This is a genomic window from Meiothermus rufus DSM 22234 (assembly GCF_000423425.1).
Classification (GTDB): domain Bacteria; phylum Deinococcota; class Deinococci; order Deinococcales; family Thermaceae; genus Meiothermus; species Meiothermus rufus.
Map to the genome: position 1 here is coordinate 1 of NZ_AUHY01000023.1, position 21,014 is coordinate 21,014.

At 62.4% G+C, this 21,014-nt stretch carries 26 protein-coding genes and 2 tRNA genes; 13 read left to right on the forward strand and 15 right to left on the reverse strand.

Annotated features, from left to right (window positions below):
* Positions 1–450 (reverse strand): transposase (locus G552_RS14815; RefSeq protein WP_211224808.1); only part of this gene is annotated, 450 nt, incomplete at its 3' end.
* 111 nt (positions 451–561) lie between these two features.
* On the opposite strand from G552_RS14815, the gene G552_RS14820 reads away from it, so the two are divergent.
* The 11 genes from G552_RS14820 (at position 562) to G552_RS0105695 (ending at position 9,403) form a co-directional block, all read left to right on the forward strand.
* Positions 562–828 carry a hypothetical protein gene (locus tag G552_RS14820; RefSeq protein ID WP_156890678.1) on the forward strand — a complete coding sequence of 89 codons (267 nt, stop codon included), beginning with the start codon at positions 562–564 and terminating at the stop codon, positions 826–828.
* 47 nt (positions 829–875) lie between these two features.
* Positions 876–1,577, forward strand: coding sequence for a purine-nucleoside phosphorylase (gene deoD / locus G552_RS0105650; RefSeq protein ID WP_027882156.1), 702 nt, complete (start codon positions 876–878; stop codon positions 1,575–1,577).
* 57 nt (positions 1,578–1,634) lie between these two features.
* Positions 1,635–2,576, forward strand: coding sequence for an ornithine carbamoyltransferase (gene argF / locus G552_RS0105655; RefSeq protein ID WP_027882157.1), 942 nt, complete (start codon positions 1,635–1,637; stop codon positions 2,574–2,576).
* Positions 2,577–2,595: 19 nt separating this feature from the next.
* A complete protein-coding gene (locus G552_RS0105660; RefSeq protein ID WP_027882158.1) occupies positions 2,596–3,141 on the forward strand; it encodes a Uma2 family endonuclease in 546 nt (181 codons plus the stop codon).
* Between the two features lie 3 nt (positions 3,142–3,144).
* Positions 3,145–4,110, forward strand: a complete 966-nt coding sequence (gene argC / locus G552_RS0105665) for an N-acetyl-gamma-glutamyl-phosphate reductase (protein WP_027882159.1) — start codon at positions 3,145–3,147, stop codon at positions 4,108–4,110.
* Between the two features lie 2 nt (positions 4,111–4,112).
* Positions 4,113–4,736: a DsbA family oxidoreductase gene (locus G552_RS0105670; RefSeq protein ID WP_027882160.1), complete on the forward strand. Its 624-nt coding sequence runs from the start codon at positions 4,113–4,115 to the stop codon at positions 4,734–4,736.
* A gap of 24 nt (positions 4,737–4,760) precedes the next feature.
* Entirely contained in the window at positions 4,761–5,708 is a 948-nt protein-coding gene (locus G552_RS0105675) for an alpha/beta hydrolase family protein (protein ID WP_027882161.1), read from the forward strand.
* Between the two features lie 68 nt (positions 5,709–5,776).
* Positions 5,777–5,986: a CopZ family metallochaperone gene (locus G552_RS0105680; protein ID WP_027882162.1), complete on the forward strand. Its 210-nt coding sequence runs from the start codon at positions 5,777–5,779 to the stop codon at positions 5,984–5,986.
* A 1-nt stretch (position 5,987) separates the two neighbouring features.
* The gene (locus G552_RS0105685) at positions 5,988–6,272 is read left to right on the forward strand and encodes a metal-sensitive transcriptional regulator (protein ID WP_027882163.1); all 285 of its coding nucleotides are present in this window, start codon (positions 5,988–5,990) and stop codon (positions 6,270–6,272) included.
* Between the two features lie 4 nt (positions 6,273–6,276).
* Positions 6,277–8,790 carry a heavy metal translocating P-type ATPase gene (locus tag G552_RS14825; protein ID WP_084640381.1) on the forward strand — a complete coding sequence of 838 codons (2,514 nt, stop codon included), beginning with the start codon at positions 6,277–6,279 and terminating at the stop codon, positions 8,788–8,790.
* A gap of 16 nt (positions 8,791–8,806) precedes the next feature.
* Positions 8,807–9,403: a DUF305 domain-containing protein gene (locus tag G552_RS0105695; RefSeq protein ID WP_245575128.1), complete on the forward strand. Its 597-nt coding sequence runs from the start codon at positions 8,807–8,809 to the stop codon at positions 9,401–9,403.
* 41 nt (positions 9,404–9,444) lie between these two features.
* On the opposite strand, the gene G552_RS0105700 is transcribed toward G552_RS0105695, so the two are convergent.
* Positions 9,445–9,521 (reverse strand) — tRNA-Pro (locus G552_RS0105700).
* A gap of 125 nt (positions 9,522–9,646) precedes the next feature.
* Here G552_RS0105700 and G552_RS0105705 point away from each other — a divergent pair.
* Positions 9,647–9,723, forward strand: a tRNA-Ile gene (locus tag G552_RS0105705).
* Between the two features lie 82 nt (positions 9,724–9,805).
* On the opposite strand, the gene G552_RS0105710 is transcribed toward G552_RS0105705, so the two are convergent.
* The 12 genes from G552_RS0105710 to G552_RS0105765 form a co-directional block, all read right to left on the reverse strand.
* Positions 9,806–10,969, reverse strand: coding sequence for a tyrosine-type recombinase/integrase (locus tag G552_RS0105710; RefSeq protein ID WP_027882165.1), 1,164 nt, complete (start codon positions 10,967–10,969; stop codon positions 9,806–9,808).
* Positions 10,947–11,168, reverse strand: a complete 222-nt coding sequence (locus G552_RS16225) for a hypothetical protein (RefSeq protein WP_156890679.1) — start codon at positions 11,166–11,168, stop codon at positions 10,947–10,949. Before G552_RS16225 ends, G552_RS0105710 begins: the two co-directional genes overlap by 23 nt.
* A complete protein-coding gene (locus G552_RS14830; RefSeq protein WP_156890680.1) occupies positions 11,158–11,475 on the reverse strand; it encodes a hypothetical protein in 318 nt (105 codons plus the stop codon). Before G552_RS14830 ends, G552_RS16225 begins: the two co-directional genes overlap by 11 nt.
* Positions 11,476–11,552: 77 nt before the next feature.
* A complete protein-coding gene (locus G552_RS16935) occupies positions 11,553–11,687 on the reverse strand; it encodes a hypothetical protein (protein WP_281167336.1) in 135 nt (44 codons plus the stop codon).
* Complete coding sequence (locus tag G552_RS14835; RefSeq protein ID WP_036270342.1) at positions 11,671–13,659, reverse strand: bifunctional 3'-5' exonuclease/DNA polymerase; 1,989 nt, start codon at positions 13,657–13,659, stop codon at positions 11,671–11,673. Before G552_RS14835 ends, G552_RS16935 begins: the two co-directional genes overlap by 17 nt.
* Positions 13,643–15,637, reverse strand: a complete 1,995-nt coding sequence (locus G552_RS0105735) for a DNA primase (RefSeq protein ID WP_245575129.1) — start codon at positions 15,635–15,637, stop codon at positions 13,643–13,645. The genes G552_RS14835 and G552_RS0105735 overlap by 17 nt, the downstream gene beginning before the upstream one ends.
* Entirely contained in the window at positions 15,627–16,487 is an 861-nt protein-coding gene (locus tag G552_RS0105740; protein ID WP_027882167.1) for a bifunctional DNA primase/polymerase, read from the reverse strand. The genes G552_RS0105735 and G552_RS0105740 overlap by 11 nt, the downstream gene beginning before the upstream one ends.
* The gene (locus G552_RS16230; RefSeq protein ID WP_027882168.1) at positions 16,480–16,677 is read right to left on the reverse strand and encodes a hypothetical protein; all 198 of its coding nucleotides are present in this window, start codon (positions 16,675–16,677) and stop codon (positions 16,480–16,482) included. The genes G552_RS0105740 and G552_RS16230 overlap by 8 nt, the downstream gene beginning before the upstream one ends.
* Positions 16,678–16,688: 11 nt before the next feature.
* Complete coding sequence (locus G552_RS0105750) at positions 16,689–16,925, reverse strand: helix-turn-helix domain-containing protein (RefSeq protein WP_027882169.1); 237 nt, start codon at positions 16,923–16,925, stop codon at positions 16,689–16,691.
* 1,263 nt (positions 16,926–18,188) lie between these two features.
* Positions 18,189–18,386, reverse strand: a complete 198-nt coding sequence (locus G552_RS14840; protein WP_051195694.1) for a helix-turn-helix domain-containing protein — start codon at positions 18,384–18,386, stop codon at positions 18,189–18,191.
* A gap of 389 nt (positions 18,387–18,775) precedes the next feature.
* On the reverse strand, positions 18,776–19,132 hold the full coding sequence (locus G552_RS0105760; RefSeq protein WP_027882171.1) for a hypothetical protein: 357 nt from the start codon (positions 19,130–19,132) through the stop codon (positions 18,776–18,778).
* A 25-nt stretch (positions 19,133–19,157) separates the two neighbouring features.
* Positions 19,158–19,664, reverse strand: coding sequence for a MogA/MoaB family molybdenum cofactor biosynthesis protein (locus G552_RS0105765; RefSeq protein WP_027882172.1), 507 nt, complete (start codon positions 19,662–19,664; stop codon positions 19,158–19,160).
* 42 nt (positions 19,665–19,706) lie between these two features.
* On the opposite strand from G552_RS0105765, the gene G552_RS0105770 reads away from it, so the two are divergent.
* Positions 19,707–20,288, forward strand: coding sequence for a GNAT family N-acetyltransferase (locus G552_RS0105770; RefSeq protein WP_027882173.1), 582 nt, complete (start codon positions 19,707–19,709; stop codon positions 20,286–20,288).
* On the opposite strand, the gene G552_RS0105775 is transcribed toward G552_RS0105770, so the two are convergent.
* A complete protein-coding gene (locus G552_RS0105775) occupies positions 20,285–20,929 on the reverse strand; it encodes a winged helix-turn-helix domain-containing protein (protein WP_051195695.1) in 645 nt (214 codons plus the stop codon). The genes G552_RS0105770 and G552_RS0105775 overlap by 4 nt on opposite strands.
* Positions 20,930–21,014 lie beyond the last annotated feature (85 nt).

A 21,014-nucleotide genomic window follows, 5' to 3' on the forward strand; every position in this document is an offset into this window, starting at 1 on the left:
CACGGTGGAGGCCGAAACAGGCGCCTCCTCCCCCAAAAGACCCCGCAGGGCCAGGTCAAAATCCCCTTCCGCCAGCCCATGCAGGTATAGCTCCGGCAAAAGCGCTGACACCTCCTGCGTGCGCCGCACAAAAAGGGGGAGAATCCGGCTCTCGAACCGCTCCTCCACCCCCCGGACCCGGGGCCGCCGCACCTCGATGGTGCCCATGGAGGTAGTCAGCTTCCGCGGCTTGCCGTAGCCGTTGCGGTAACCGCACGCATCGACGGCCGCCCGCCTCTCATACCGGGCACGGCCCAGAAATTCCGTCACTTCCTCCTCCAGCAGCCCCTGCATCAACTCCCGGATCTTCCCCCTCAGCCAATCCCGCAACGTCTCCCAGGTGGGAGATGACGAACGGGCCTCAAGGTGTTCGCCTATCGGCGAAGCAGCCACTTTGGTACGCTTCCCCATGGCGGTGTGCCTCCTCCCTCGGGCTTCAAGCCCTCACTTTTTTGCCAGGAGGAAGGATACACCGCCCTCAGCGTATTTCCACACCCCTTGATGGTATCTCTCCACCAACGCTTGGTACCTACCCTTCACCAAGAGCGGGTAGCGGTGATGGAGGTGATTACCCTCACCCCACGTCTACGTGAGGCCCTCAAACAACCCAGCCAGACCGACCGTTTGCGCGAGGTTCTGCGTGAGGAGAGTCTCGAGGGCTACCAAAGCTTCGACCAAAACCTGCTCGAGCTATACCAGCGAGGCCTGATAGACTACCAAACCGCCCGCCTACACGCGCAAAATCCCACCCAGTTCGAACTGGCCATCCTACGCCAGTCCGAGCGTTGAAGGCACACAATGGTGCTGGTTCAGCTTTTCCACGGTAAAGTACGGGCATGACGCCTCATATCTCCGCCCCGCCCGGGGCCATCGCCGAAGCGGTTCTGCTCCCCGGAGACCCCCTGCGGGCCAAGCACATCGCCGAAACCTACCTAGAGAACCCTGTGCTATACAACCAAGTACGCAACATGTTCGGCTATACTGGAAGCTACAAGGGCAAGCGGGTCAGCGTGCAGGGAACCGGCATGGGCATTCCCTCGGCCAGCATCTACATTCACGAACTAATCCATTTCTACGGCTGCAAGACCCTTATCCGGGTGGGTACCGCCGGGGCCATCCAGCCCCACCTGGAACTACGCGACCTGGTCATCGCTCAGGCCGCTAGCACCGACTCGGGTATCAACCACACCCGCTTTTTGGGGCAGACCTTTGCCCCCATTGCTAACTTTGAGCTGATGCGTCGGGCCTACGACCAGGCCCGGGCCCGGGGCCTGCCAGTGCACGTGGGCAACGTGCTTTCCTCGGACTTCTTCTACAACGACGAGCCCACTAGCCTCGAGCGCTGGGCGCAGTTCGGTGTGCTAGCGGTGGAGATGGAAGCCGCCGGGCTTTACACCCTGGCCGCCAAGTTCGGCGTGCGGGCTTTGTGCATCCTGACCATCAGCGACCAACTGGTCAAGGGGCAGCGCAGCACCCCCCTAGAACGGCAGGAAAGCTTCAACCAGATGGTCGAGGTGGCCCTGGAGACCCTATTGTAAAGCCCAGGCTGTATAATCAAGCCCCTAACCTGTGTTTTTATACAGGAGGTCAAACCCGTGTCGGAGATCATCCCCCCCCTGCCCAGCCTAAAAGGACGCGACTTCCTTTCCAACCTCGACCTTTCGCCCCAGGAGTACCGGGTGGTGCTGGATACCGCCCATGCTATGAAGAAAGGGGCCTACAAGGGGTTGCGCCCCCTCGAGGGCCAGACCCTGGCCATGATCTTCGAGAAACCCTCCCTGCGCACCCGTACCACCTTCGAGGTGGCCATGAACCAGCTCGGCGGGCATGCCGTCAACCTGACCAACGCCGAGATCGGGCTAGGCACCCGCGAACCGGTGCGGGATATCGCCCTGAACCTCGAGCGCTGGGTGGACGCCATCATGGCCCGGGTCTACCTGCATTCCACCCTGGAGGAGCTGGCCCGCTACTCCTCCAAACCGGTCATCAACGGCCTTTCCGACCTGTTGCACCCGGTGCAGCTTCTGGCCGACTACCAGACCATCGAGGAGCACTTCCCTCAGACCCGGGGTCTCAAGGTGGCCTACATTGGCGATGGCAACAACATGGCCAACGCCCACATCCAGTGTGCGGTGCTTTCCGGGGCTAAGCTCACCATCGCTACCCCCCGGGGCTACGAACCCAACGCGGTCATCTACATGGAGGCCCTCAAGCTGGGGGCCGAGGTCACCCTCACCCACGACCCCCGCGCCGCGGCCAAGGACGCCCAGGTGCTCTACACCGACGTGTGGGTGAGCATGGGCCAGGAACAGGAGGCCAGCCAACGGCGCAAAATCAAAGACTTCGCGGGTTTCCAGGTTAACCCCGAGATGCTCGACCTAATCGACCCTGACGGTATCTTCTTACACTGCCTGCCCGCCCACTACGGCGAGGAGGTGGTGGAGGAGGCCACCTTGCACAAAAAGTCCAGGGTCTTCGACCAGGCGGAAAACCGGCTGCATGCCCAAAAGGCGCTACTATACCATCTACTAGGTTAGCGGGAGTAAACTAAAGACTATGGCGGTACTTGAACCTCAAAGCCCATCCCGTCGCTACAGATTGACGGTGGAAGACTTTTACCGCCTGAACTTGCCGCCGGACAAACGCTATGAACTTATCGAGGGAGTTGTCTACGAGATGCCGGCTATTGAACCGCTTCACGCCACCCTGGTACGCAAGTTTCAGGCAGTGCTCCACGAGTATTTCCGGGGCAGGGCCTTGGTTAGCACGCAGAATCCCCTCCATCTGGGGCAACACTCCATGCCTCAGCCTGATCTGGCCCTGATCCGCGTGGCTGACTATCGCCACGAACACCCCAAAGGGGAGGACGTATACCTGGTTACTGAGATAGCGGTGAGCACCCTCGAGGACGATCGCAAAAAGCTCATTGTCTACGCGAAGACAGGCATCCCTGAGGTCTGGATCGTACATCTCGAGGCTTACCGGGTTGAAATCTACCGCCAACCCACGGGAGATCGTTGCCTATCCCACGTAGACCACGATCCCACCAAGCCGGTAACCCCCTTGGCCTTTCCCGACACACCCCGGGTGCTGTCCTGGTAATCCATGCGCAAGCCCAAGATTTTCATCGACGGTGAGGCTGGAACCACCGGCCTGCAAATCCGGGGGCGGCTGCAAGGGCGAAACGATCTACAGCTCCTCTCCATCGACCCCGCCAAGCGCAAGGACGAGGCCGAGCGCAAGCGCCTGATCAACGAGGCCGACGTGGCCATCCTCTGCCTACCCGATGAGGCAGCCAAGGCCACCTTAAGCCTCTTGGAGAATCCCCAAACCCGCATCCTGGACGCTAGCTCGGCCCACCGAGTGGCCGAGGGCTGGGTCTATGGTTTCCCCGAGCTTGGCCCAGAGCAACCCGAGCGAATCCGCCAGGCCCGCTTTGTGGCCAACCCCGGCTGCTACCCCACCGGAGTGATTGCCCTGCTGCGGCCCTTGGTGGACGCGGGCCTATTGCCCAGCAGCTTTGCCGCTTCGGTTAGCGCCATCTCCGGCTACTCTGGCGGCGGGCGGCCGCTCATCGAGGCCATGGAAGGGCAGGGAACCCACCGCCTAGCCGGGGCCTACCGGGCCTATGGCCTCGAGCTAACCCATAAGCACCTGCCCGAGATGACGCTCTACTCCCGGCTAGAACGCCCGCCCATCTTCACCCCGGCAGTAGCCCGCTTCCGCCAGGGCATGCTGGACTTCATCCCGGTGCACCTGTGGGCCCTACCGAAGAAGGTTCACGGGGCTGAGCTGCACGAGGTGCTGGCCCAGCGCTATCAGGGCCAACGCTTCGTGCGGGTCATGCCCCTGGAAACCTATGCCCAGCACCACCCGGTGCTAGATCCCCAGGCCCTCAACGGAACCAACCTGCTCGAGCTCTTCGTCTTCGAGAACCCCCAACAGGAACAGGCCCTACTGGTAGCCCGTTTTGACAACCTAGGCAAGGGGGCTTCAGGGGCCGCGGTGCAGAACCTGGATCTCATGCTCGGCCTGGAGGGTCCCTACACCTACGAGTATCTGGGAGACTAGCCGTGCAGAGCGTGACGGTGTACCTAGACTACCTGTGCCCCTTTGCCTGGCGGGGCCTCGAGCTGGCCCATGTGGTGGCTCCCCAGCTTGGGCTAACCCTAAAGCTACGCCACTACAGCCTGGAGCAGGCCCACCACCCCGACAAAGCCGGCCTGCCCCCCCAGGCCCCGTCCTGGCACCTGGCCCAACAGCCTCTGGAAGGCCCCAGGAGTCTGCGGGCCTTCCTAGGCTCGCACGCTGCGCGGCAGCAGGGCCAGGCAGCCCACCTGCGCTTCGCCTTGGAGCTATTTCGCCTGCGCCATCAGGATGGCCGCGAGCTGGACGAGGAAGCCCTGGTGGAGGCGGTGGGCCGGGCTGGGTTGGATTTGGAGCGCTTTATGGCCGATTTTGAGGAGGAGGAAAGCCGCCGCCTCGAGCTTGCGCGCGACCTCGAGGCCGCCGCCCAGCTGGGGGTATTCGGCACCCCTACCTTCGTGCTGCCTTCAGGCGACGCAGCCTATTTCCGCTTCACCCAGCTCACCACCGAGCCGGAGCTGGCTCTAGAGCTATGGGAACTGTTCACCGCGGTACTGCACAACGGCGCCCACATCGAGACCATCCGACGCCCCCGTATCACCTCCGCCTAACCAAGCGAACGTAACCTAAGGGGGATGCGACAGCTTCCCCGCGGGCTAGGAGTTTTATTGACGCTGTTGGGGCTGGCCCAAGCCCAACACCCTTTGTCCATCGAGGCCCTGCGCCAGGGACACTACCCGGGCAGCACTATTACCATCGAACAAACCCTGGCCCCTGGAGCGACCTACCGCCGCTACATCGCTTCCTACCGCTCGGAGGGGCTAAAAATTTATGGACTGCTGACCATCCCTAACGGAAACCGCCCCAAAGCAGGCTGGCCAGCCATCGTATTCCTCCACGGCTACATCCCCCCAGCCCAGTACCGTACCACCGAGCGCTACGAGGCCTACGTGGATAGCCTGGCCCGGGCGGGCTATATCGTCTTCAAAATCGATCTGCGCGGGCACGGCAACTCCGAAGGTAGCCCCAGCGGGGCCTACTGGTCCCCCGACTACACTGTCGACACCCTCAACGCCTTTGCCTCGCTAGCCCGCTTTCCCCAGGCCAACCCTGAGCGAATCGGCCTGTGGGGCCACTCCATGGGGGGTTTCCTGACCTTGCGGGCCATGGTGGTCGAGCCGCGCATCCGGGTCGGGGTAATCTGGGCCGGGGTGGTGGGCACCTACGAGGACCTGCTGTACCGCTGGCGGCGTGGGCCTGGAAGCCAGGCTCCGCCCGGGGCCCTCAGGCGGCGGGAGATGTTCTTAGCCCGCTACGGCTCGCCCCAAACCAACCCCCAGTTCTGGCAGGCCCTCACGCCCCATAACTACTTGGAGCGGGTAGGGCCCATCCAGCTCCACCATGGCTTGGCCGATACCGTGGTACCGGTAGCCTTTTCCCAGCGCCTAGCCCAGGCCCTAGACCAGGCCGGGCGGCCCTTCGAGCTATACACTTACCCCGGCAACGACCACAACCTGCGCCAAAGCTTCACCCTGGCCATGCAGCGCTCGGTGGCTTTTTTCGACCGCTACTTGAAGCGCTAAAGGCAAGAGGTTGGCCATTGTAATCCACAGCCCTACTCCACCCCAGGAGGGGTGGGTATACTGAACCTATGGGAAACAGAAGCGTTCAACTCAAGATTGAAGGCATGAGCTGCAACAACTGCGTGCGCCACGTAACGGAAGCCCTGAAAAGGATCCGGGGCGTGGAGGAAGTAGAGGTCTCCCTGTCGGAAGGGCGGGCGATAGTGGTCGGCCAGGCCCCTCTGGAGCAACTCATTGCGGCGGTGCAGGAGGAAGGCTACACCGCCCGGGAGGTCTGAAGTGCCTCACCCCCATGCCCTGCACCTCGAGCCTAAGGTGCGGCAGGAGGCCCGCAATCGCCTGCTCTCGGCCAAGGGGCACCTCGAGGGCATCCTCAAGATGCTGGAAGGCGAGCCCTACTGCGTGGATGTGCTCAAGCAGATCAAGGCCGTGCAGGGGGTACTGGACCGGGTGGGCGAGATGGTGCTCAAAAGCCACCTCGAGCACCACGTAGCCAGCGCCGCCCAGCGCGGCGATGCCCAGGTCATGGTCGACGAGCTGATGGAAGTGCTGAAGTACCGCTAGGCCCATGAAAGAGCTGACCATAGGCGTTCAAGGCATGACCTGCGCGGCCTGCGTGCGCCGTGTGGAGGGAAGCCTGAAAAAGGTAGCGGGAGTGGAAGCGGTACAGGTCAACCTGGCCACCGAACGGGCCCATGTGGCCTACGACCCCGCCAAAACCGACCTCGGCGCCCTGGTGGCCCAGATCGCGGCGGCAGGTTACCAGCCCGTGGTGGCCGAGGCTGAACTAGGCATTACCGGCATGACCTGCGCGGCCTGCGCAACGCGGGTCGAGCGGGCCTTGCGGAAGGTACCCGGGGTGCTCGAGGCCCGCGTCAACCTCGCTACCGAGCGAGCCTGGGTGCGCTACCTGCCCGCCTCAGCCGGGCTGGCAGAGTTCAAGCAGGCACTGCGGGAAGCGGGCTATGGGGTACGGGAAACCACCCCAGGCAAGGCCCCTGCCGACCTGGAGCACCAGGCCCGCCAGCAAGAGCTGGCCGCCTTGCGGCAGGCCTTTCGGGTAGCCTACTACTTCTCGGTACCCCTCTTTCTACTGGCCATGCTGCCTATGCTGTGGATGCCGGCACACATGTTTTTGCTTTCACTGGCCCCAGCGGAGGTGTGGCACTGGGTCATGCTGGCGTTGGCTACCCCGGTGCAGTTTGGGCCTGGATTGCGCTTCTACCGCCACGGCTGGAAGGCTTTGCGCGCACGCTCCCCCGACATGAACAGCCTGGTGATGATGGGCACCAGCGCGGCCTATTTTTACAGCCTGGGCGTGGTGCTATTCCCTCAGCTATATCCCCCTTCAGCCCGGCATGTCTACTTCGAGGCAGCGGCGGTGGTCATAACCCTGGTGCTCCTGGGCAAGTACCTCGAGGCCATCGCCAAGGGCCGGGCCAGCCAGGCCATGCGCAGGCTGCTGGGATTGCAACCCCGCACTGCCCGGGTGCTCCGGGTGGGGCAGACCGAGCGGGAAGTGCCGATAGACGAGGTGCAGGTAGGCGATCTCCTCATCGTTCGCCCTGGCGAGAAAATCGCAGTGGACGGGGTAGTGGTGGCCGGCGAGAGCTACGTGGACGAGTCGATGATCAGCGGCGAACCGATTCCCGTTCTCAAAAACGAAGGCGCCAAGGTGGTGGGCGGAACCCTCAACCAGAGCGGATCCTTCACTTTCCGGGCCACCGCCGTAGGCGAAGGCACCGTGCTGGCCCAGATCATCCGCCTGGTCGAGAAGGCCCAGGCCTCCAAAGCCCCCATCCAGAACCTAGCTGACCAGGTGGTGGCGGTATTTACTCCTATTGTACTGGGCATCGCCCTACTCACCGCCCTGGCCTGGCTCCTTCTAGGGGGGGAAAACGCCTTGACCTTCGCTCTGGTCAACACGGTGGCGGTGCTCATCATCGCCTGCCCCTGCGCCATGGGCCTGGCCACCCCCACCAGCCTGATGGTGGCCAGCGGCAAAGCCGCCGAACTGGGCGTGCTGTTTCGCAAAAGCGAGGCCTTGCAGCGGCTGGCCGAAGCCCGGGTGGTGGCCTTCGACAAGACCGGCACCCTCACCCAAGGCCAGCCCGAGCTCACCACCCTGCGGGTGCTCGAGGGCTTTGACCAGGCTGAGGTACTGCGTCTGGTGGCCTCCCTCGAGCAGAAGTCCGAGCACCCCATCGCTCGAGCCATCGTGAAAGCGGCGCAAGCCAGAGGGCTGGAGTTGGTGGAACCGCTGGGTTTTGAGGCCCTCCCCGGCCTCGGGGTGAGCGCTCAGGTGGGCATCTACCGGGTAGGGGTGGGAGCGGATCGATACATGGCGCGGCTAGGCGTCGACGTGAGCCCCTTCGCCGCCGAGGCTGCCCGGCTGGCCGACCAGGGCCAAACCCCCCTCTATGCCGCCATCAACGGGCAGCTCTCAGCTATCCTGGCGGTCTCCGACCCCATTAAAGCGGAAGCCCCTCAGGTTATTGCCACCCTGCATCGCTTAGGGCTTCAGATAGCCATGGTCACCGGTGACAATGCCCGCACCGCACGCTCCATCGCCCATCCACTGGGCATCGACGAGGTGCTGGCCGAGGTCTTGCCCGAAGACAAAGCCGAAGCGGTGAGAAAGCTCCAGGGCAAGGGGTATAAGGTGGCCTTCGTGGGCGACGGTATCAACGACGCCCCGGCTTTGGCCCAGGCCGACGCAGGTCTAGCCATCGGCACCGGCACCGACGTGGCCATCGAGACCGCCGACGTGATCCTGATGTCGGGCAACCTACGGGGCGTGCCCAATGCCATCGCCCTCTCGAGGGCCACCCTCAGAAACATCAAGCTCAACCTCTTCTGGGCCTTTGCCTACAACACGCTTCTGATTCCGGTGGCAGCTGGGGCTCTGTACCCTTTCACCGGCTGGTTGCTCTCGCCCATGCTGGCCGGAGCAGCCATGGGGCTTTCCTCACTTTTCGTTCTTTCCAATGCCTTAGGGCTGCGCAGGTTTAAGCCCATTTTCACCAACCTACAGCCCTCGAGGCCCCCTCTGGCTTTGGGGATTCCTGAGAAAGCCCGCTAAGTATGAGGAGGAACCTATGTACAAACACCTGATGACCCTTGCCTTGAGCGCCGTTTTTTACCTTGGCAGTGCCCTGGCCCAGCCCAGCCACGCCGGGCACAACAGCATGGCCATGCAGTCCATGGGCGAGCTACAGAAGCTCTCGGGGCGAAACTTCGACATCGCCTATATGTCCATGATGATTGAACACCACAAAGGCGCGGTGGAGATGGCCCAAGCCATCCTGAAAACGAGCAAAGATGCCCGCATTCGCAAGGCTGCACAGGAAATCGTGACGGTGCAGAAAAAGGAAATAGCCCAGCTCGAGGGCTGGCTCAAAGCCTGGTACGGCATCTCTCCCAGCCAGCGCTACATGCAGATGATGCGTGCCGACATGCAACCCATGATGGAGGCTTCTATGAAGGGAATGCAGGTTATGCCGGGACATGCCATGCCGGTTGATCGGGCCTTTTTGGAAGGGATGATTCCCCATCACCAAGATGCGGTAGACATGTCGCGGCTTTGCCTGCAGAAAGCCGCTAGAAGCGAGCTTAGGCGCTTTTGCCAGGGGGTCATCGAGTTGCAAAGCCGGGAGATCGCCCAGTTCAAAGGCTGGCTGGAAGGACTACGCTGAAAAAACCGAAGCCCCGCTCGAGAGAACTCGAGCGGGGTTGCTGGTCGAGGCGAGAGGATTTGAACCTCCGACCACACCCACCCCAAAGGTGTGCGCTACCAGGCTGCGCTACGCCTCGGAACTGTCCAACCTGGGCCTAGGCCGCAGGTGCACAGTCAAGTCTAGCGACCCTAGGCCAAATCGTCAACATCTACGGCTTGACCTAAAGCAAACCCCCAGCTATACTCGTATGCGCTGATGCGGGGGCGGTTAGCTCAGCTGGTTAGAGCACACGCCTGATAAGCGTGAGGTCCCCGGTTCGAGTCCGGGATCGCCCACCAGCACCAGGACGCAAAAAACCGGAGTCGCTTAGGCTCCGGTTTTCGCTTGTACCCCCGAGTTTTACCCCCATTGGGCCTCGAGCTAGGCTCGGTGGCGGGGGCCATCCAGCAGGTCTTCCAGAGGCAACACCCCCTGTTGCCGCTCCTCGCTCAGCAGGTGACGGTATATCGAGAGGGTCACGTTGACGTTGCCGTGCCCCAACCGCTCCGACACCAGGCTCACATCCACCCCTCGGGCCAGCAGCAGGCTAGCGGCGGTGTGCCGCAAATCGTGGATGCGCACCTGGGGAAAGTCGGGGTGCTCCAGCCGGATACGCTCGACCAGGCGGCGTAGGTAGTGGTTGGGTGCGTTGATGTCTAAGGGCCTGTCCAGGCCGAACACGAACGCCCCTTGCAGCCCTCGAGGGGTATACCCCTCGGCTAGCAAGCCGTCATAGCGGGCCTTCAGCCGGGCCAGCAGGTCAGCCGGAATCGGAACCAGCCGCCTGGCCGCGCGGGTCTTCAAGGGGCCTAGGGCAGCCTTGCTCCCTTGCAGGGTGTACTGTCGCTCGACCTTCAGCGTGGCCCCTACGAAGTCCACATCCCGCCATTGCAGCCCCAGCGCCTCGCCCTTGCGCAAACCGAGTTGCACCAGCACCCGCAACAACAGGGCCATGAGCGGGCTTTGGGACGCATCGGCGTATTCCAGCAAAACCCTTACTTGGGAGGGCTCGAGGTGCTGAGCGGCCTTCTCCCGCTCCGACGCTCGGGGTAGCCGCACCGCAGTGCTCGGGTCACGGTGGATCAGTTCGAGGGCCAGGGCCTCCCGCAGCACCAGCCGGACGCGCTCCAGCACCTTAGCTGTGGTTCTGAGGCTGTACGCCTCGCTCACCCGATCCAGCATCCGGCGCAGATCGTGGGGGGTGAGCCGTTGCAGCGGGATGTCGCCTAGGTGCTCCAGGGCCAGGGCCAGTTCTCTTGCGTAGTTGCGCCTCGTGTTGGCGGCCTTGCCCCGAGTATGCCGCTCCAGCACCTCTTTAGCGAAATCCCCGAAGCGTCGGCGGTCAGGACGCGCTACCAGCCCCCGGCTGTGCTGCACCTGGTACTCGTGGGCTTTTTGCAATGCCTCCTTCTGCGTCGGGCCGTACACCGACACCCGGCGGCGGTGAACGCCGTCCGGCTCGGTTACGTAAAAGCGGCATTCCCACAGCCCGTTAGGGCGTTGCCGGACGTTGCCTTGCAGGTTAGCGGTTCGCCTCTTGCCCATCCTGCACCCCCTTCAGCAACCCTAAAACCTCGAGCCCCTTGAGCAGCGCTTCCCCGCGTTGTTTGGGGGTCAGCCTGAACACCCGGCGGCGGTCCAGCTTCCCGTCAGGACGGCGGCCTAGGGTTACCTGCATCGTCCAACGGCTGCCCCGCTTGGTGGGCTTGGTGCCTGCCCCACGGGGGCGTTTCCTACTCGCCATCCCCTACCTCCACCTCCAGGGCCTTCAGCCCGGCCTCCTCGTCCGGCCAGCGGAGAACAATCTCCATCGCCTGCCGGCCAGACACCTCCACGTGGTCGCCGTAGCCGCGATGGCGGCCCAAGCGGGACAGCAGCCATTTCGCCGACTGGACGTCCCCCTCATGGATAGCGCGGTGGATGAGGCTTTCGGCAGCGTCCAGGAGGCCCTCTCGCTCGGCCTCAAATGCGGCTTGGGTTTCAGGCCAGCGCTGGATAAGCGCCCGAGCAGTGCTCCAGCTAGCCCCAAGGCGCTCAGCCACGGTGCTCACGATTCCGCCGCAGTCCTCAATCGATCTGAGAACTTCCCCTTTGCCGTATCTAGGCCTTTTACCCATTCTCGGTTTTCTCATATATTTCTCTCCAAGGTTAGCAGGGGGTGGCCTATCTCCTCGAGCAGCAGCCGGGCCACCAGTTGGGGCAGCCGGTCGAAGAGGGCCTCCCAGAGGGCATCAGTCTCGATTGTCTCAGGTTTCTTTGGCATATTGTCTCCAGCTAGTGACCCCCCAGTCTTCATAAACCCCGGCTTCCACCTCTACCGGTACCCGGCCGTTCAAAACTTCCTGCATGGCTTCCTTCATACAGCACACGAGTTCGAGCGCTACCCCCTCTACCACGTCCCGGGGGGCCTCGAGCACGATTTCGTCATGCACCGCCAGCACCGGGAAGGCACCCTGCAAACGCTCCCGGCGTTCCCACAACAGTGCCAGGGCCAACTTCAGCCCGTCCGCGCCCGACCCCTGGACCGGCGTGTTGAGTCTCTCGGTGTGCCGGGAAGTTACCCGGCGGCGTCCGGTGAGGGTGCGTACCTCGGTCTCGCCCTCGGGTTGGCGGCGGTGCCAGGCCCGTAGGCCGGGGTAGGCCCTGAAGAAAGCCTCACGCAGGGCCTCGGCCTCCTGGGGGGAGAGCTCCAGGCCGTAGTTCGCGCGGGCGTAGGTGCGCAGCCCCTCGGACCCCATGCCGTAGAGCAGGCCGAAGTTTAGCGCCTTGGCTAACTGCCTGTCCCCACGGCTGGGCTCGGCCTTGCCGGTGATGAGCCGGGCGGTGAGGGTGTGCAAGTCCTCACCCTGCTCGAAGGCCTCGAGCATGCGCTTCTCCCCGGCGATTTGCGCGGCCAGCCGTAGCTCAATCTGCGAATAGTCGGCTTTGACGAGCAATCTACCGATAGGGGCGCGGAAGCAGGCGCGGTAGGCCGGCTCACGCGGCACCTGCTGGAGGTTGGGCCTGGAGCAGGACATTCTTCCCGACTCGGCCCCAATCTGCTGCCAGGAGGGGTGGATGCGGCCGGTGAGGGGGTGCAGGTTCTCGAGCCAGGCCGGGCCGTAGGTGCCCACCCGCTTGCGGTGCTCCCGGTAGGCGAGCAGGGCCGCCACGGCGGGGTGAGTGCGGTAGCGAGATAGAGTCTCTTCCCGGGTATCGCTGAGCTCGAGCCCCGCCCGGCGCAGGGCCTCGAGCACCTGCCTGGGGCTGTCCCAGTTGGTACGCCAATCGAGCCGCTTCAGGGCTTCCTGGGCGCTAAGCTCGGCCTCCCGGGCTGCCGTTAGCCAGCGCTCGGGATCGAAGGGCACGCCCATGAGCCCCATCCAGGCCACGGCAGGCAGGGCGCGGGACTCAATCTCCAGGACCCGCACGAGCCCTAGCCGCCGGGATTCCTCCTGCTGCTGGTGGTAGAGGGGCAGGAGCACCTGCGCGTCTTTGGCGGCGTAGGCCAGCTGGGCCTCGCTGAGGGGGCCGGACCAGTCGGAGGTTTGCAGACGCTTATCCAGGCCCGGTGCCAGGTCGGCCAGGGCGGGCATGCGGGCCTGGGCGTGAATGACTTGGTGGGCCAGGCCGGTGCACCAGAGCCGCCGGCCCTCGGGCCACAGCCCGGCTTTGAGGAGAAAGGCGAGGTCGAACTTGAGGTTATGGCCCACCAGAACCGGGCCGGTAGTGGCCTCGAAGAGGGGCCGCAGGGCCTCGAGGGCGCGGGGTAGGGCAAGCATGTCGAGCAGGTAGGCACCCCGCTCCGTGCTCAGGCTCAGCAGCCGGGGCCGGTCCTGGTGGGGGTCCAGTCCGCTGGTCTCGAGGTCGAGCCCCAGCACCGGCGCGGCCATCAGGCGGGGTAGCAGGCCCTCCAGCTGGTGGGGCTCGGTGACGAGGGTGTACGCTCGCGGTGTTTGCGGCGCTTGTTCGCCTATTCCATTTATGGGCAGGTGGGCGTCCAGGGCCAGCAGTAGGGGTTGCAGGCCATAGTCTTTGGTGAGTCCAGAGCACAGGCGCAGTTCCTCGGGGGTGAGCGTCCCGCCGCTACGGGCCAGCAGCGCGAGCAGGGCGGGTTTGTGGTGGCGTATGGCGTCCTCGAGCCCCAAAGCTACACCCTTAGGACTAACCCGCAAGGTGTTGCCGTGGCGCTCCAGTGTAGCCTTACGCTGCGCCAAGGTCTCGAGTAAACCTGCCGGGTTAGAAGTAGTCTGCATCATCCTCTGCCTCACGAATCGGGTCATCCAACCCGGCGAACAACCCTTGCGGTTTAGTGGCGTCGTTTGTTTTTAGAATTTGAGGGTACTCAACCACCGCAACCACCGCATCCACCGCAGAACCCGTGCTGGACGGTGTTTCTGTTTGCGGTGGTTGTTGTGAACCCCAAGAGTCATCCACCGCAACCACCGTCGAGGTGGGGGGTTTTAGCGGTGGTTGCGGTGGTTGGGCTGAAACCCACCGCTCAACCACCGCAGTATTTTCTGTCGTGCTGGACGCTGTTTGCGGTGGTTGCGGTGGATGCGGTGGTTGTTCCCCCCTATTTTCTAAACAAACCGACCACCGCAGGTTCTTGGTTCGGGGGTCACGGGTTCCCCTGACCGCCACCCCCACGCCCCGAAGCGCGGTCTGAAGTCGGGGTAAATGCTTACCCAAACCAGCTGCCGTTCTAGGCCACCCCTCGGGTTTGCGGTTGCTGTCCGATAATCCTGCGGCGGTCTCAAGCTCCTTGAGAAGCTCGGAGGTGGTGTACTCCCGGCGCTCTCCCTCGCTGAAGGTAAGGGTGAGTTCGAGGATGGCACGCGCTACCGGGTCATTGTCCAACAAATCCTGCTCAAGTCCAGCTTGAACGGCAAAGGTTGCCTCCACGACCTCCCCGTGCCTGAGCCCCAACACCGGCGCAGCGGCTTCGGCCCAGATGGCCCAGTCTGCCAGCCGGGGGAGTTGGGGCAGCTCCCTGGAGGTAGTTTCCAGGTTGGCTAGCGCCGTGACTGCTGCGTCCAGCAAGACCCCCAGGGTCTTAGCGCGAATGTGTTCAAACTCAGCCAAAAGCTCCCGTTCGGGTTTGCGCTCGGTGTCCTCGATGCGCTCGAGGTTCAGGGTCAGCGCTCGGTCTGCCAGGTCGTCCCGGAGCAACCCCAGGCTAATACCGGTGATCAAAACGGGTCGGGTAGCCTCCAAGACGTGCTCGTCCGAGTCGGTGTACAGCGCTCTTTTGCTCAAGCCTGCGCCGGTGGATAACCGGCACAACGAGTCGGAGAGTTTGGCGCTCACCCCGCTTAGGTTGTCCAACGCCAAAACGTGACCCGCGCTAGCCGCCACCATCAGGTCGGTCTCATCGCGCGGTTCTGAACGGAGTGGTGCCTTGGCGGGGTCAACCAGGTTCTTTAGCAGTTTAGCCGCAAAACTCTTCCCCGCACCCTTCGCCCCCAGAAACACGAGAACGGGATAGCCGCCATGTGGGTTGAGCGTGCCGATGAGCCAGCCCAACAAAATCACGCGGTCCCGGCGTTCCCGCAGGGGCAACAGTTTCAAGAAGTCCTCGAGGTTCCCGCCCCGCTCAGGCAGCGGTAGGGGGAGTTGGTGCGGAGTCCGGCGAAAGCGCACCGGGCACTCGTCCGAGTGAATCACCCGCCAGCCCGAAGGGGTAATCTCGACCACCTGGCGGTCGGGCCGGGACAGGTCGTAATAGACACGCCTTTCGTGGAGTGCCAACCGGAGATACACCGGATGCTCGGGTCCTTGGAACCGCGCTCGGGCTTCCAGCGCGGCTAGCGCGTCCTGCAACGCTTGTGCGTACAAAGGCTTGTTGTTTCTCTCGAAATAGATGCCGGATAGCCACGTGCGAAAGTCTTTGTGCCGGATGGAGAGGTGATGAAGCACCCCACCAACGGTGACTGAAGCCCATCCGTCACCTTCGGGAGTGTGCCAAAGCTCTAAACCCGCTTCCAGCGCTAACTGCACCGCTTCCCCGGCGGCGTTCTGGTCGAGGTTTGGCGATTCTCCTAAATAGACCTGAAAATCCTTACGCACGGCGGCAATCGGGGTTTTGAGCCTATTAGCGACGGCTTTCAACACGCTGTCGGTCTCAACCGCGTTGAGTCCGCTACTAACTATTAGTTGGAAAAGTTCCGAGGATTTGGTGGCCCAGTCCTCGAGGGTTAGCGAGTCGATAAGGTATCGAAAATCAGCATTCACGCCGCACCCCCAAGCGTTCACGACGGTTTATCCAAAGACGAAGGCGGGGTGGGAGTTCCCGCACCAATGCCGGGGTATCTTTGCCGCGCTCGAGACCCCAAAGAATAGCGGAAGCGGCCTCGTCTTCCGGCAAACCCACGCTCAAAGCCGCCCGAAGCAGGGTGTTATAGCAGTGCTCCCGGTCGAGTCCCTGAGCCACCAATCCCCCCACGCGGGCAGCCGAGCGTACAAGCTGGTTGTGCCGGTTGCCAACGGCAGCCGAGCGTACCCGGAGGGCCTCAAGGCGCAGCGCGTCCATTAGTGCTTCCCGGCTTGGAGTGCCGGTAGCTGCACCCAGCACCGGCACTTGCAGCGCGGCGAGCAGGTCTCTAGGCATCTCCGGCAAATCCGACGGAGCGCGCAAAGGCACGATCCATTGGTAAGAGCCACGTTCGGTGCGGGAAGGGTACTCGAGCAAATAATTTTTGCTGGACTTTATCTCGAAACCCGGAAGCGCCCTACCACTGTGGTTACGCAGCGCAGCGCCTTCGGGAACCCGAAGGTACACGTGCGCTCCACCACGCGGTGTTCTTGAGTGAGGGGCTTTCTCCAGGACGGGCCAGCGGCGCAGGAAGCGGGAAAACTCGCCCACCTCGTCAAAGTCGAGGGCCACGACCCCTACGGGCGGAACGATGGCGACATTAGCCGAAGGCTCGAGCCGATACCAGGCCGAGATGACGTGAGGGTTCAGGCTAGCGGTATGGAGCCCGCGCGGGGCGAGGTAGGCGATAGGTCTTTTGGATTCGGGCGCTATGGGCAACACGGGGTAGCCCATCGCGGCGAAGTGGAGGGCGGCCTCGAGGTTAGTCACGCCGGGCCTCCTCGTGGCCGCAGCAGGGGCAGTACACCGCAGGCCCATCGTCGCGCTCGAGGTTGTAGCGCTCGAGCTCGGCGGGCAGGGGCCGGCCGCAGCGGGGGCAGTGACCGTACTGGATCATTACGCCCGCGATGGTGCGGCGAATCGCGCGCAGTTCGTGTAAAATGCTCTCCGGGATAAGCACAGTACACCTCCTTACCGAACCCCGCCCTCCCCGGCGGGGTTTTTACCGGCCTCGAGGTCGTCCGCCCGAATATCCCGGCGCCAACGAGCGGCTTCGGCCAGATACGCCTCGAGGTCAGAACGGCGCATCATCATGACCTGTCCCACCTTGATGTGGGGAAGCCGCTTCATCAAGCGGTAGGCAGTCTCGCGCCCTATTCCGTACTCTTTCCTGATTCCTTCTACCGTGAGCAGTTCTTTTCGTTCCATACAGCCATACCCTAGGTTGTAGAATGAGGTTGTGCCAGAGTCATTTAGCGTAACAGTTAGCGTTACACCCCTTGCTTTGAGGCCCCCTGTAAAGTGGGCAGACTCAGCACAAGAGCTTCTGCCTCTTGACCCCGGTCGCACCTGGAGTGTGGTTAATTTCGTGGGGCTGTATAGACCATACCTGGAAGAACTTTTGAGGGCTTATACCATGTCTCGCCCCGACGACCTCGAGGCAAAGAGGTTTGCATTAGGGCCTGACCCTGATTACAAACCAGACGCACACTCCTTTTTGGTGTTCGAATCGTGGGAGCTCACCAAAAATTACGCAACGGTGAAGCGCCCTGTTGCACTTCCACCCCCACCCACATATTGGGAATATCCCCGCTTAACCATCACAGCGGTGCCTAGCGCAATCGCAGGTGTATTCATTGAGTGGGACGGCCCTCCCCCCGTCCCCGTGTTGGAAGGCTTTTATTGGCTTTGGCGGGCTCTCCAAAAGTCTCTCAAAGCAAAGGACGACCTAGCCCACTTCAAAGAGAAAGTGCTCGAGCTTGCCCCAAGGCTCGGATTGCTGGAGCTACACCCTGGGGTAGGGCGTATGTTTGCACGGTGGAAAGGCTTAGGTGCGCACACGCACATTCAAGATTCCCTCTTTGGGTGGGTCAATGCAACGGTGACGGTGCGCTTTTGGAGGGAAGTCCTATCGTCTGGGGTGGGAGAACCGGTCTGGGGGTTTCTCGAGTCCCTACACGGTTTTTTACCACCAGCGGCGGGTGACTGGGAGAAATATCTAAAGCTCTTAGCAAACCCCTCAAACGAATTTGTGATCGATTCTTTTTGGCCCCTCTATGCGGTCGTTGAGTTATTGCACCTTCACGAGGGGGTAGACCCAAAGAGCCATCGGCGCTTTCAAGCTCCCCGCCAAAACATAAGCGAGAGACTGGTGCGCGAATACTTACAGCTTGAAGGATTACGGGGGCTTGTTGTTCCTGGGCCTGTCAGTCCTGCACCTCGCATAGGTAAAGACCCCGGCAAAATTCTAAACTTGACAGGCTACATGGGCAGCTACCACCGGGCGTTGCTCGAGTTATCAAGGTATGAAGGTCACAGGGCGACTTGCAACCATTGTGGCAAGGCTTTCATGCGTGAACGTAAGACCGGGAAGTACTGCTCGACGGCCTGCCGTGTGGCGGCCTCGAGGGAGCGGAAGAGGGGTTCAAGCTAGCCCCAAGGTTGGGTGCAATAAGGGTGCAATGCACACCCCTAACGCTCCCCGCCCTGCTCGGCGGGGTTTTCCAACTTGTGGCCTAAAACGCGCTCGAGTTCGGCTCGAGGGATAACGAGCCGCTTGCCGACCTTCGTAGCGCGAAGCTCCCCACGCCAAATCGCGCGGTACACGGTGTTCTTGTGGGTTCCTAGTGCCTGAGCAACCTCTTCAACGGACAGCGCTAACCTTTGCATTTGGCCTCCAATGCAAAAAAACCCGGAACCCCCCCGACTCGGGGTAAGTTTCCGGGTTGTCCGCGCCACGTATTCGCGGCAGAGCCGCTTAGCCTCGTCGCGGGCGCGGCATGGGCCGCGCCATGAGGCACCCTCACTTTACCACACTTTTTGTGTATTGCCGTACCCCCATTTCGTACCCCCATTACCCCCAAAAACTACCCCCAACAGGCGGTTACAGGTGGTTACGGCCACCTGGCAAAAAGCCCGTATTTATCGGGTTTTGCGTTGATTGTTGGTTACGGCGGGTAATGTAGCTTTTACTCCTGATAAGCGTGAGGTCCCGGGTTCGAGTCCCGGATCGCCCACCAAGCCCCAACCCCTGGTCGCATCCGGCCGGGGGTTGGTCTTTATCTCAGATTCAGCGCCGGGCAGTCGTCGAGCTGTACTGCGGTGGCCGGGGCAGGGGTGCGAATGCGGTACTCGCCAGCGCTACCGGCCTCTGTGGTATTGACGGTCAGGTTGCCCTGGTCCGTGTAGATGATGATGCGTTCCGCACTGCCTTTGATGCGCAGGCGCAGCTCGTAGCTGGTTAGGCCCACCTGTTCTATCTGGGCAGCACAGGCGGTAGGCATAGGGTGGGCAGATTGGGTTTGGGTGGTTGTGGGGGCCCCTGGCTGCCCGGGCCGCAAGACCAGGAAAATAAAGTAGGCCCCAATACCCAGGGCGATGAGCAGGCGGAGAGGGTTTAGCTTTCGATCGTCCATGCCCTAATCCCTCTAGGTTTTCCCCTCAATCAAAGGAGTAGTCCTGGACAAGCTGGGCCACCGGGCGACCGGTAATGCGCTGCACTGCGGCAGGAATCAGGGGTAAGATGACCTCGAGGGCGTCGCGGCAACCCTGGGGCCCCCCCGGAAGGTTGATGATCAGGGTTCTGCCCCGCAACCCCGCCACCCCCCGGGAAAGCACAGCCAGGGGGTTTTTCTTGTAACTTTCCATCCGGATTAGCTCGGCAATGCCTGGAGCCTCTTTGTCTAGCATCTCCCGGGTGGCCTCAGGCACGTGGTCACGGCTGCTTAGGCGGATACTCCCGTTGGTAAGGATGAGATCTAAGCCATCGCGGTCGGTCCAAAGGCGTAGCACACGTTTGATCTGGGCTGGCTCGTCGGGGATAATCTCGTAGCGGGCAACCTCATAAGGGCCCAGGGCTAAGGCTTCTCGCAGAACCGCGTAGGTGCGGTCTTCGACCTCGCCTCGAGCCCCCTGGTCGGAGATGGTCAGAATACCCACGCGAATCATCTACTCCCAGTTTAGAGCAGACGGGTGATAGCTTTGGGTTATATGTGGCACCAGAGCATCCCCCTGGAAGGCCGGTATGTCCGGTTAGTACCCCTGGGCCTAGAACATGCCCCTGCCTTGCTCGAGCACTTCGACCCCCAGATGGTGCAGTACCTGAGCAACGCCCCCCAGAAGGCCACCCTCGAGGCTATGGAGGCCTACATCCGCTCCTTGCTTATGGCTCCAGACCGGGTGAACTGGGCCATCCTCGACAAGGCCAGCGGCCAGATGGCCGGACGCACCGGCTACGTACGGGTTAATCCGGCCTATCGTTCGGTAGAGACCACCACCTGGATTTTCACCCCCTTCCAGGGGGGGTATGCCAACCCCGAGAGCAAGTACCTGCTGCTTCGTCATGCCTTCGAGACCCTGAAAGCCATCCGGGTGCAGTTTCGGGCCGATGCCCGCAACCAACGCAGCCGCAGAGCCATCGAGAAGCTCGGGGCCACCCTCGAGGGCATCCTGCGCAAAGATCAGATCTACCCCAACGGCATCATCCGCGACACCGCGGTTTACGCCATCATTGACGAGGAGTGGCCTCAGGTCAAAAAGCAGCTCGAGGCCCGGCTCTATGCCCACGGCTAGGGGGCTGGGGCAAGGCCCAGGTGTAACACGTACTTTTCCGCACCGCCGCGGTGAGCGTAGCGCTCATAGAGTTCCCATAGCTCCCGTTGCAAAGCCTTTGCATCGGCCCGGCTCAAGGCCAGCCCGCCGATCCAAAGGTTGAGCACCGCAGGATGCTCGGGAGCCAGTAGCACGGCCCCCTCTTCCCAGTCGTACAGGCTCGAGCCCCAGGTCAACAGACCATCCTTGCTCAGGTACACCACCATCTGGCCCTGAAAACCCCTTCCCCCCAGGGCCCGCGCAAGACCCCGCTCGAGCTGCGACTTCCAAGAGACGTGGTCGGTCAAACTTTCCAGCAGGTTATGCGGAATTAAGCCCAGGGGAACCTGAAAAGCAAGCGCGGTAGCCTGGTAGTGCTTGATGGCCCGGCCCTGCCGAGGCTTCACCCCCACCACCTCCAGCAGTCCGGCCCGCAGCATCTGTAAAACGCGGTAGTGCATGGCCTGAAGGGGCAGCTTGAACTCCTGGGCAGCGGCTTTTACGGTGGTCGGGCCCCGCATAAAGGGCTTGAGGAAGAGCGCCACCTCAGGGTTGGCCAAAATGCGGGCTGCAAGGGGGTTGCTGACCTCGAGCAGCAAAGCTTTTTCCAGCGTTCCAGGCACCGCATGATTCTACTCCAGAAACCAGCTTTTTTATGGAGTAGGCCCCACCTAAACTTGGTAAGGGCCAATAGCAGGCCATAGGAGA

Excerpts from the sequence above, each read along its gene's own strand:
- G552_RS0105760 (WP_027882171.1), bottom strand. The coding sequence starts at position 19,132 with ATGGACGATCGAAAGCTAAACCCTCTCCGCCTGCTCATCGCCCTGGGT.
- G552_RS0105675 (WP_027882161.1), top strand. The coding sequence starts at position 4,761 with ATGCGACAGCTTCCCCGCGGGCTAGGAGTTTTATTGACGCTGTTGGGG.
- G552_RS14825 (WP_084640381.1), top strand. The coding sequence starts at position 6,277 with ATGAAAGAGCTGACCATAGGCGTTCAAGGCATGACCTGCGCGGCCTGC.
- G552_RS0105710 (WP_027882165.1), bottom strand. The coding sequence starts at position 10,969 with ATGGGCAAGAGGCGAACCGCTAACCTGCAAGGCAACGTCCGGCAACGC.
- deoD (WP_027882156.1), top strand. The coding sequence starts at position 876 with ATGACGCCTCATATCTCCGCCCCGCCCGGGGCCATCGCCGAAGCGGTT.
- G552_RS0105750 (WP_027882169.1), bottom strand. The coding sequence starts at position 16,925 with ATGGAACGAAAAGAACTGCTCACGGTAGAAGGAATCAGGAAAGAGTAC.
- G552_RS14835 (WP_036270342.1), bottom strand. The coding sequence starts at position 13,659 with ATGCAGACTACTTCTAACCCGGCAGGTTTACTCGAGACCTTGGCGCAG.
- G552_RS16935 (WP_281167336.1), bottom strand. The coding sequence starts at position 11,687 with ATGCCAAAGAAACCTGAGACAATCGAGACTGATGCCCTCTGGGAGGCC.
- argC (WP_027882159.1), top strand. The coding sequence starts at position 3,145 with ATGCGCAAGCCCAAGATTTTCATCGACGGTGAGGCTGGAACCACCGGC.
- G552_RS0105660 (WP_027882158.1), top strand. The coding sequence starts at position 2,596 with ATGGCGGTACTTGAACCTCAAAGCCCATCCCGTCGCTACAGATTGACG.
- G552_RS0105695 (WP_245575128.1), top strand. The coding sequence starts at position 8,807 with ATGTACAAACACCTGATGACCCTTGCCTTGAGCGCCGTTTTTTACCTT.
- G552_RS16225 (WP_156890679.1), bottom strand. The coding sequence starts at position 11,168 with ATGGCGAGTAGGAAACGCCCCCGTGGGGCAGGCACCAAGCCCACCAAG.
- G552_RS0105765 (WP_027882172.1), bottom strand. The coding sequence starts at position 19,664 with ATGATTCGCGTGGGTATTCTGACCATCTCCGACCAGGGGGCTCGAGGC.
- G552_RS0105770 (WP_027882173.1), top strand. The coding sequence starts at position 19,707 with ATGTGGCACCAGAGCATCCCCCTGGAAGGCCGGTATGTCCGGTTAGTA.
- G552_RS14840 (WP_051195694.1), bottom strand. The coding sequence starts at position 18,386 with ATGCAAAGGTTAGCGCTGTCCGTTGAAGAGGTTGCTCAGGCACTAGGA.
- G552_RS0105680 (WP_027882162.1), top strand. The coding sequence starts at position 5,777 with ATGGGAAACAGAAGCGTTCAACTCAAGATTGAAGGCATGAGCTGCAAC.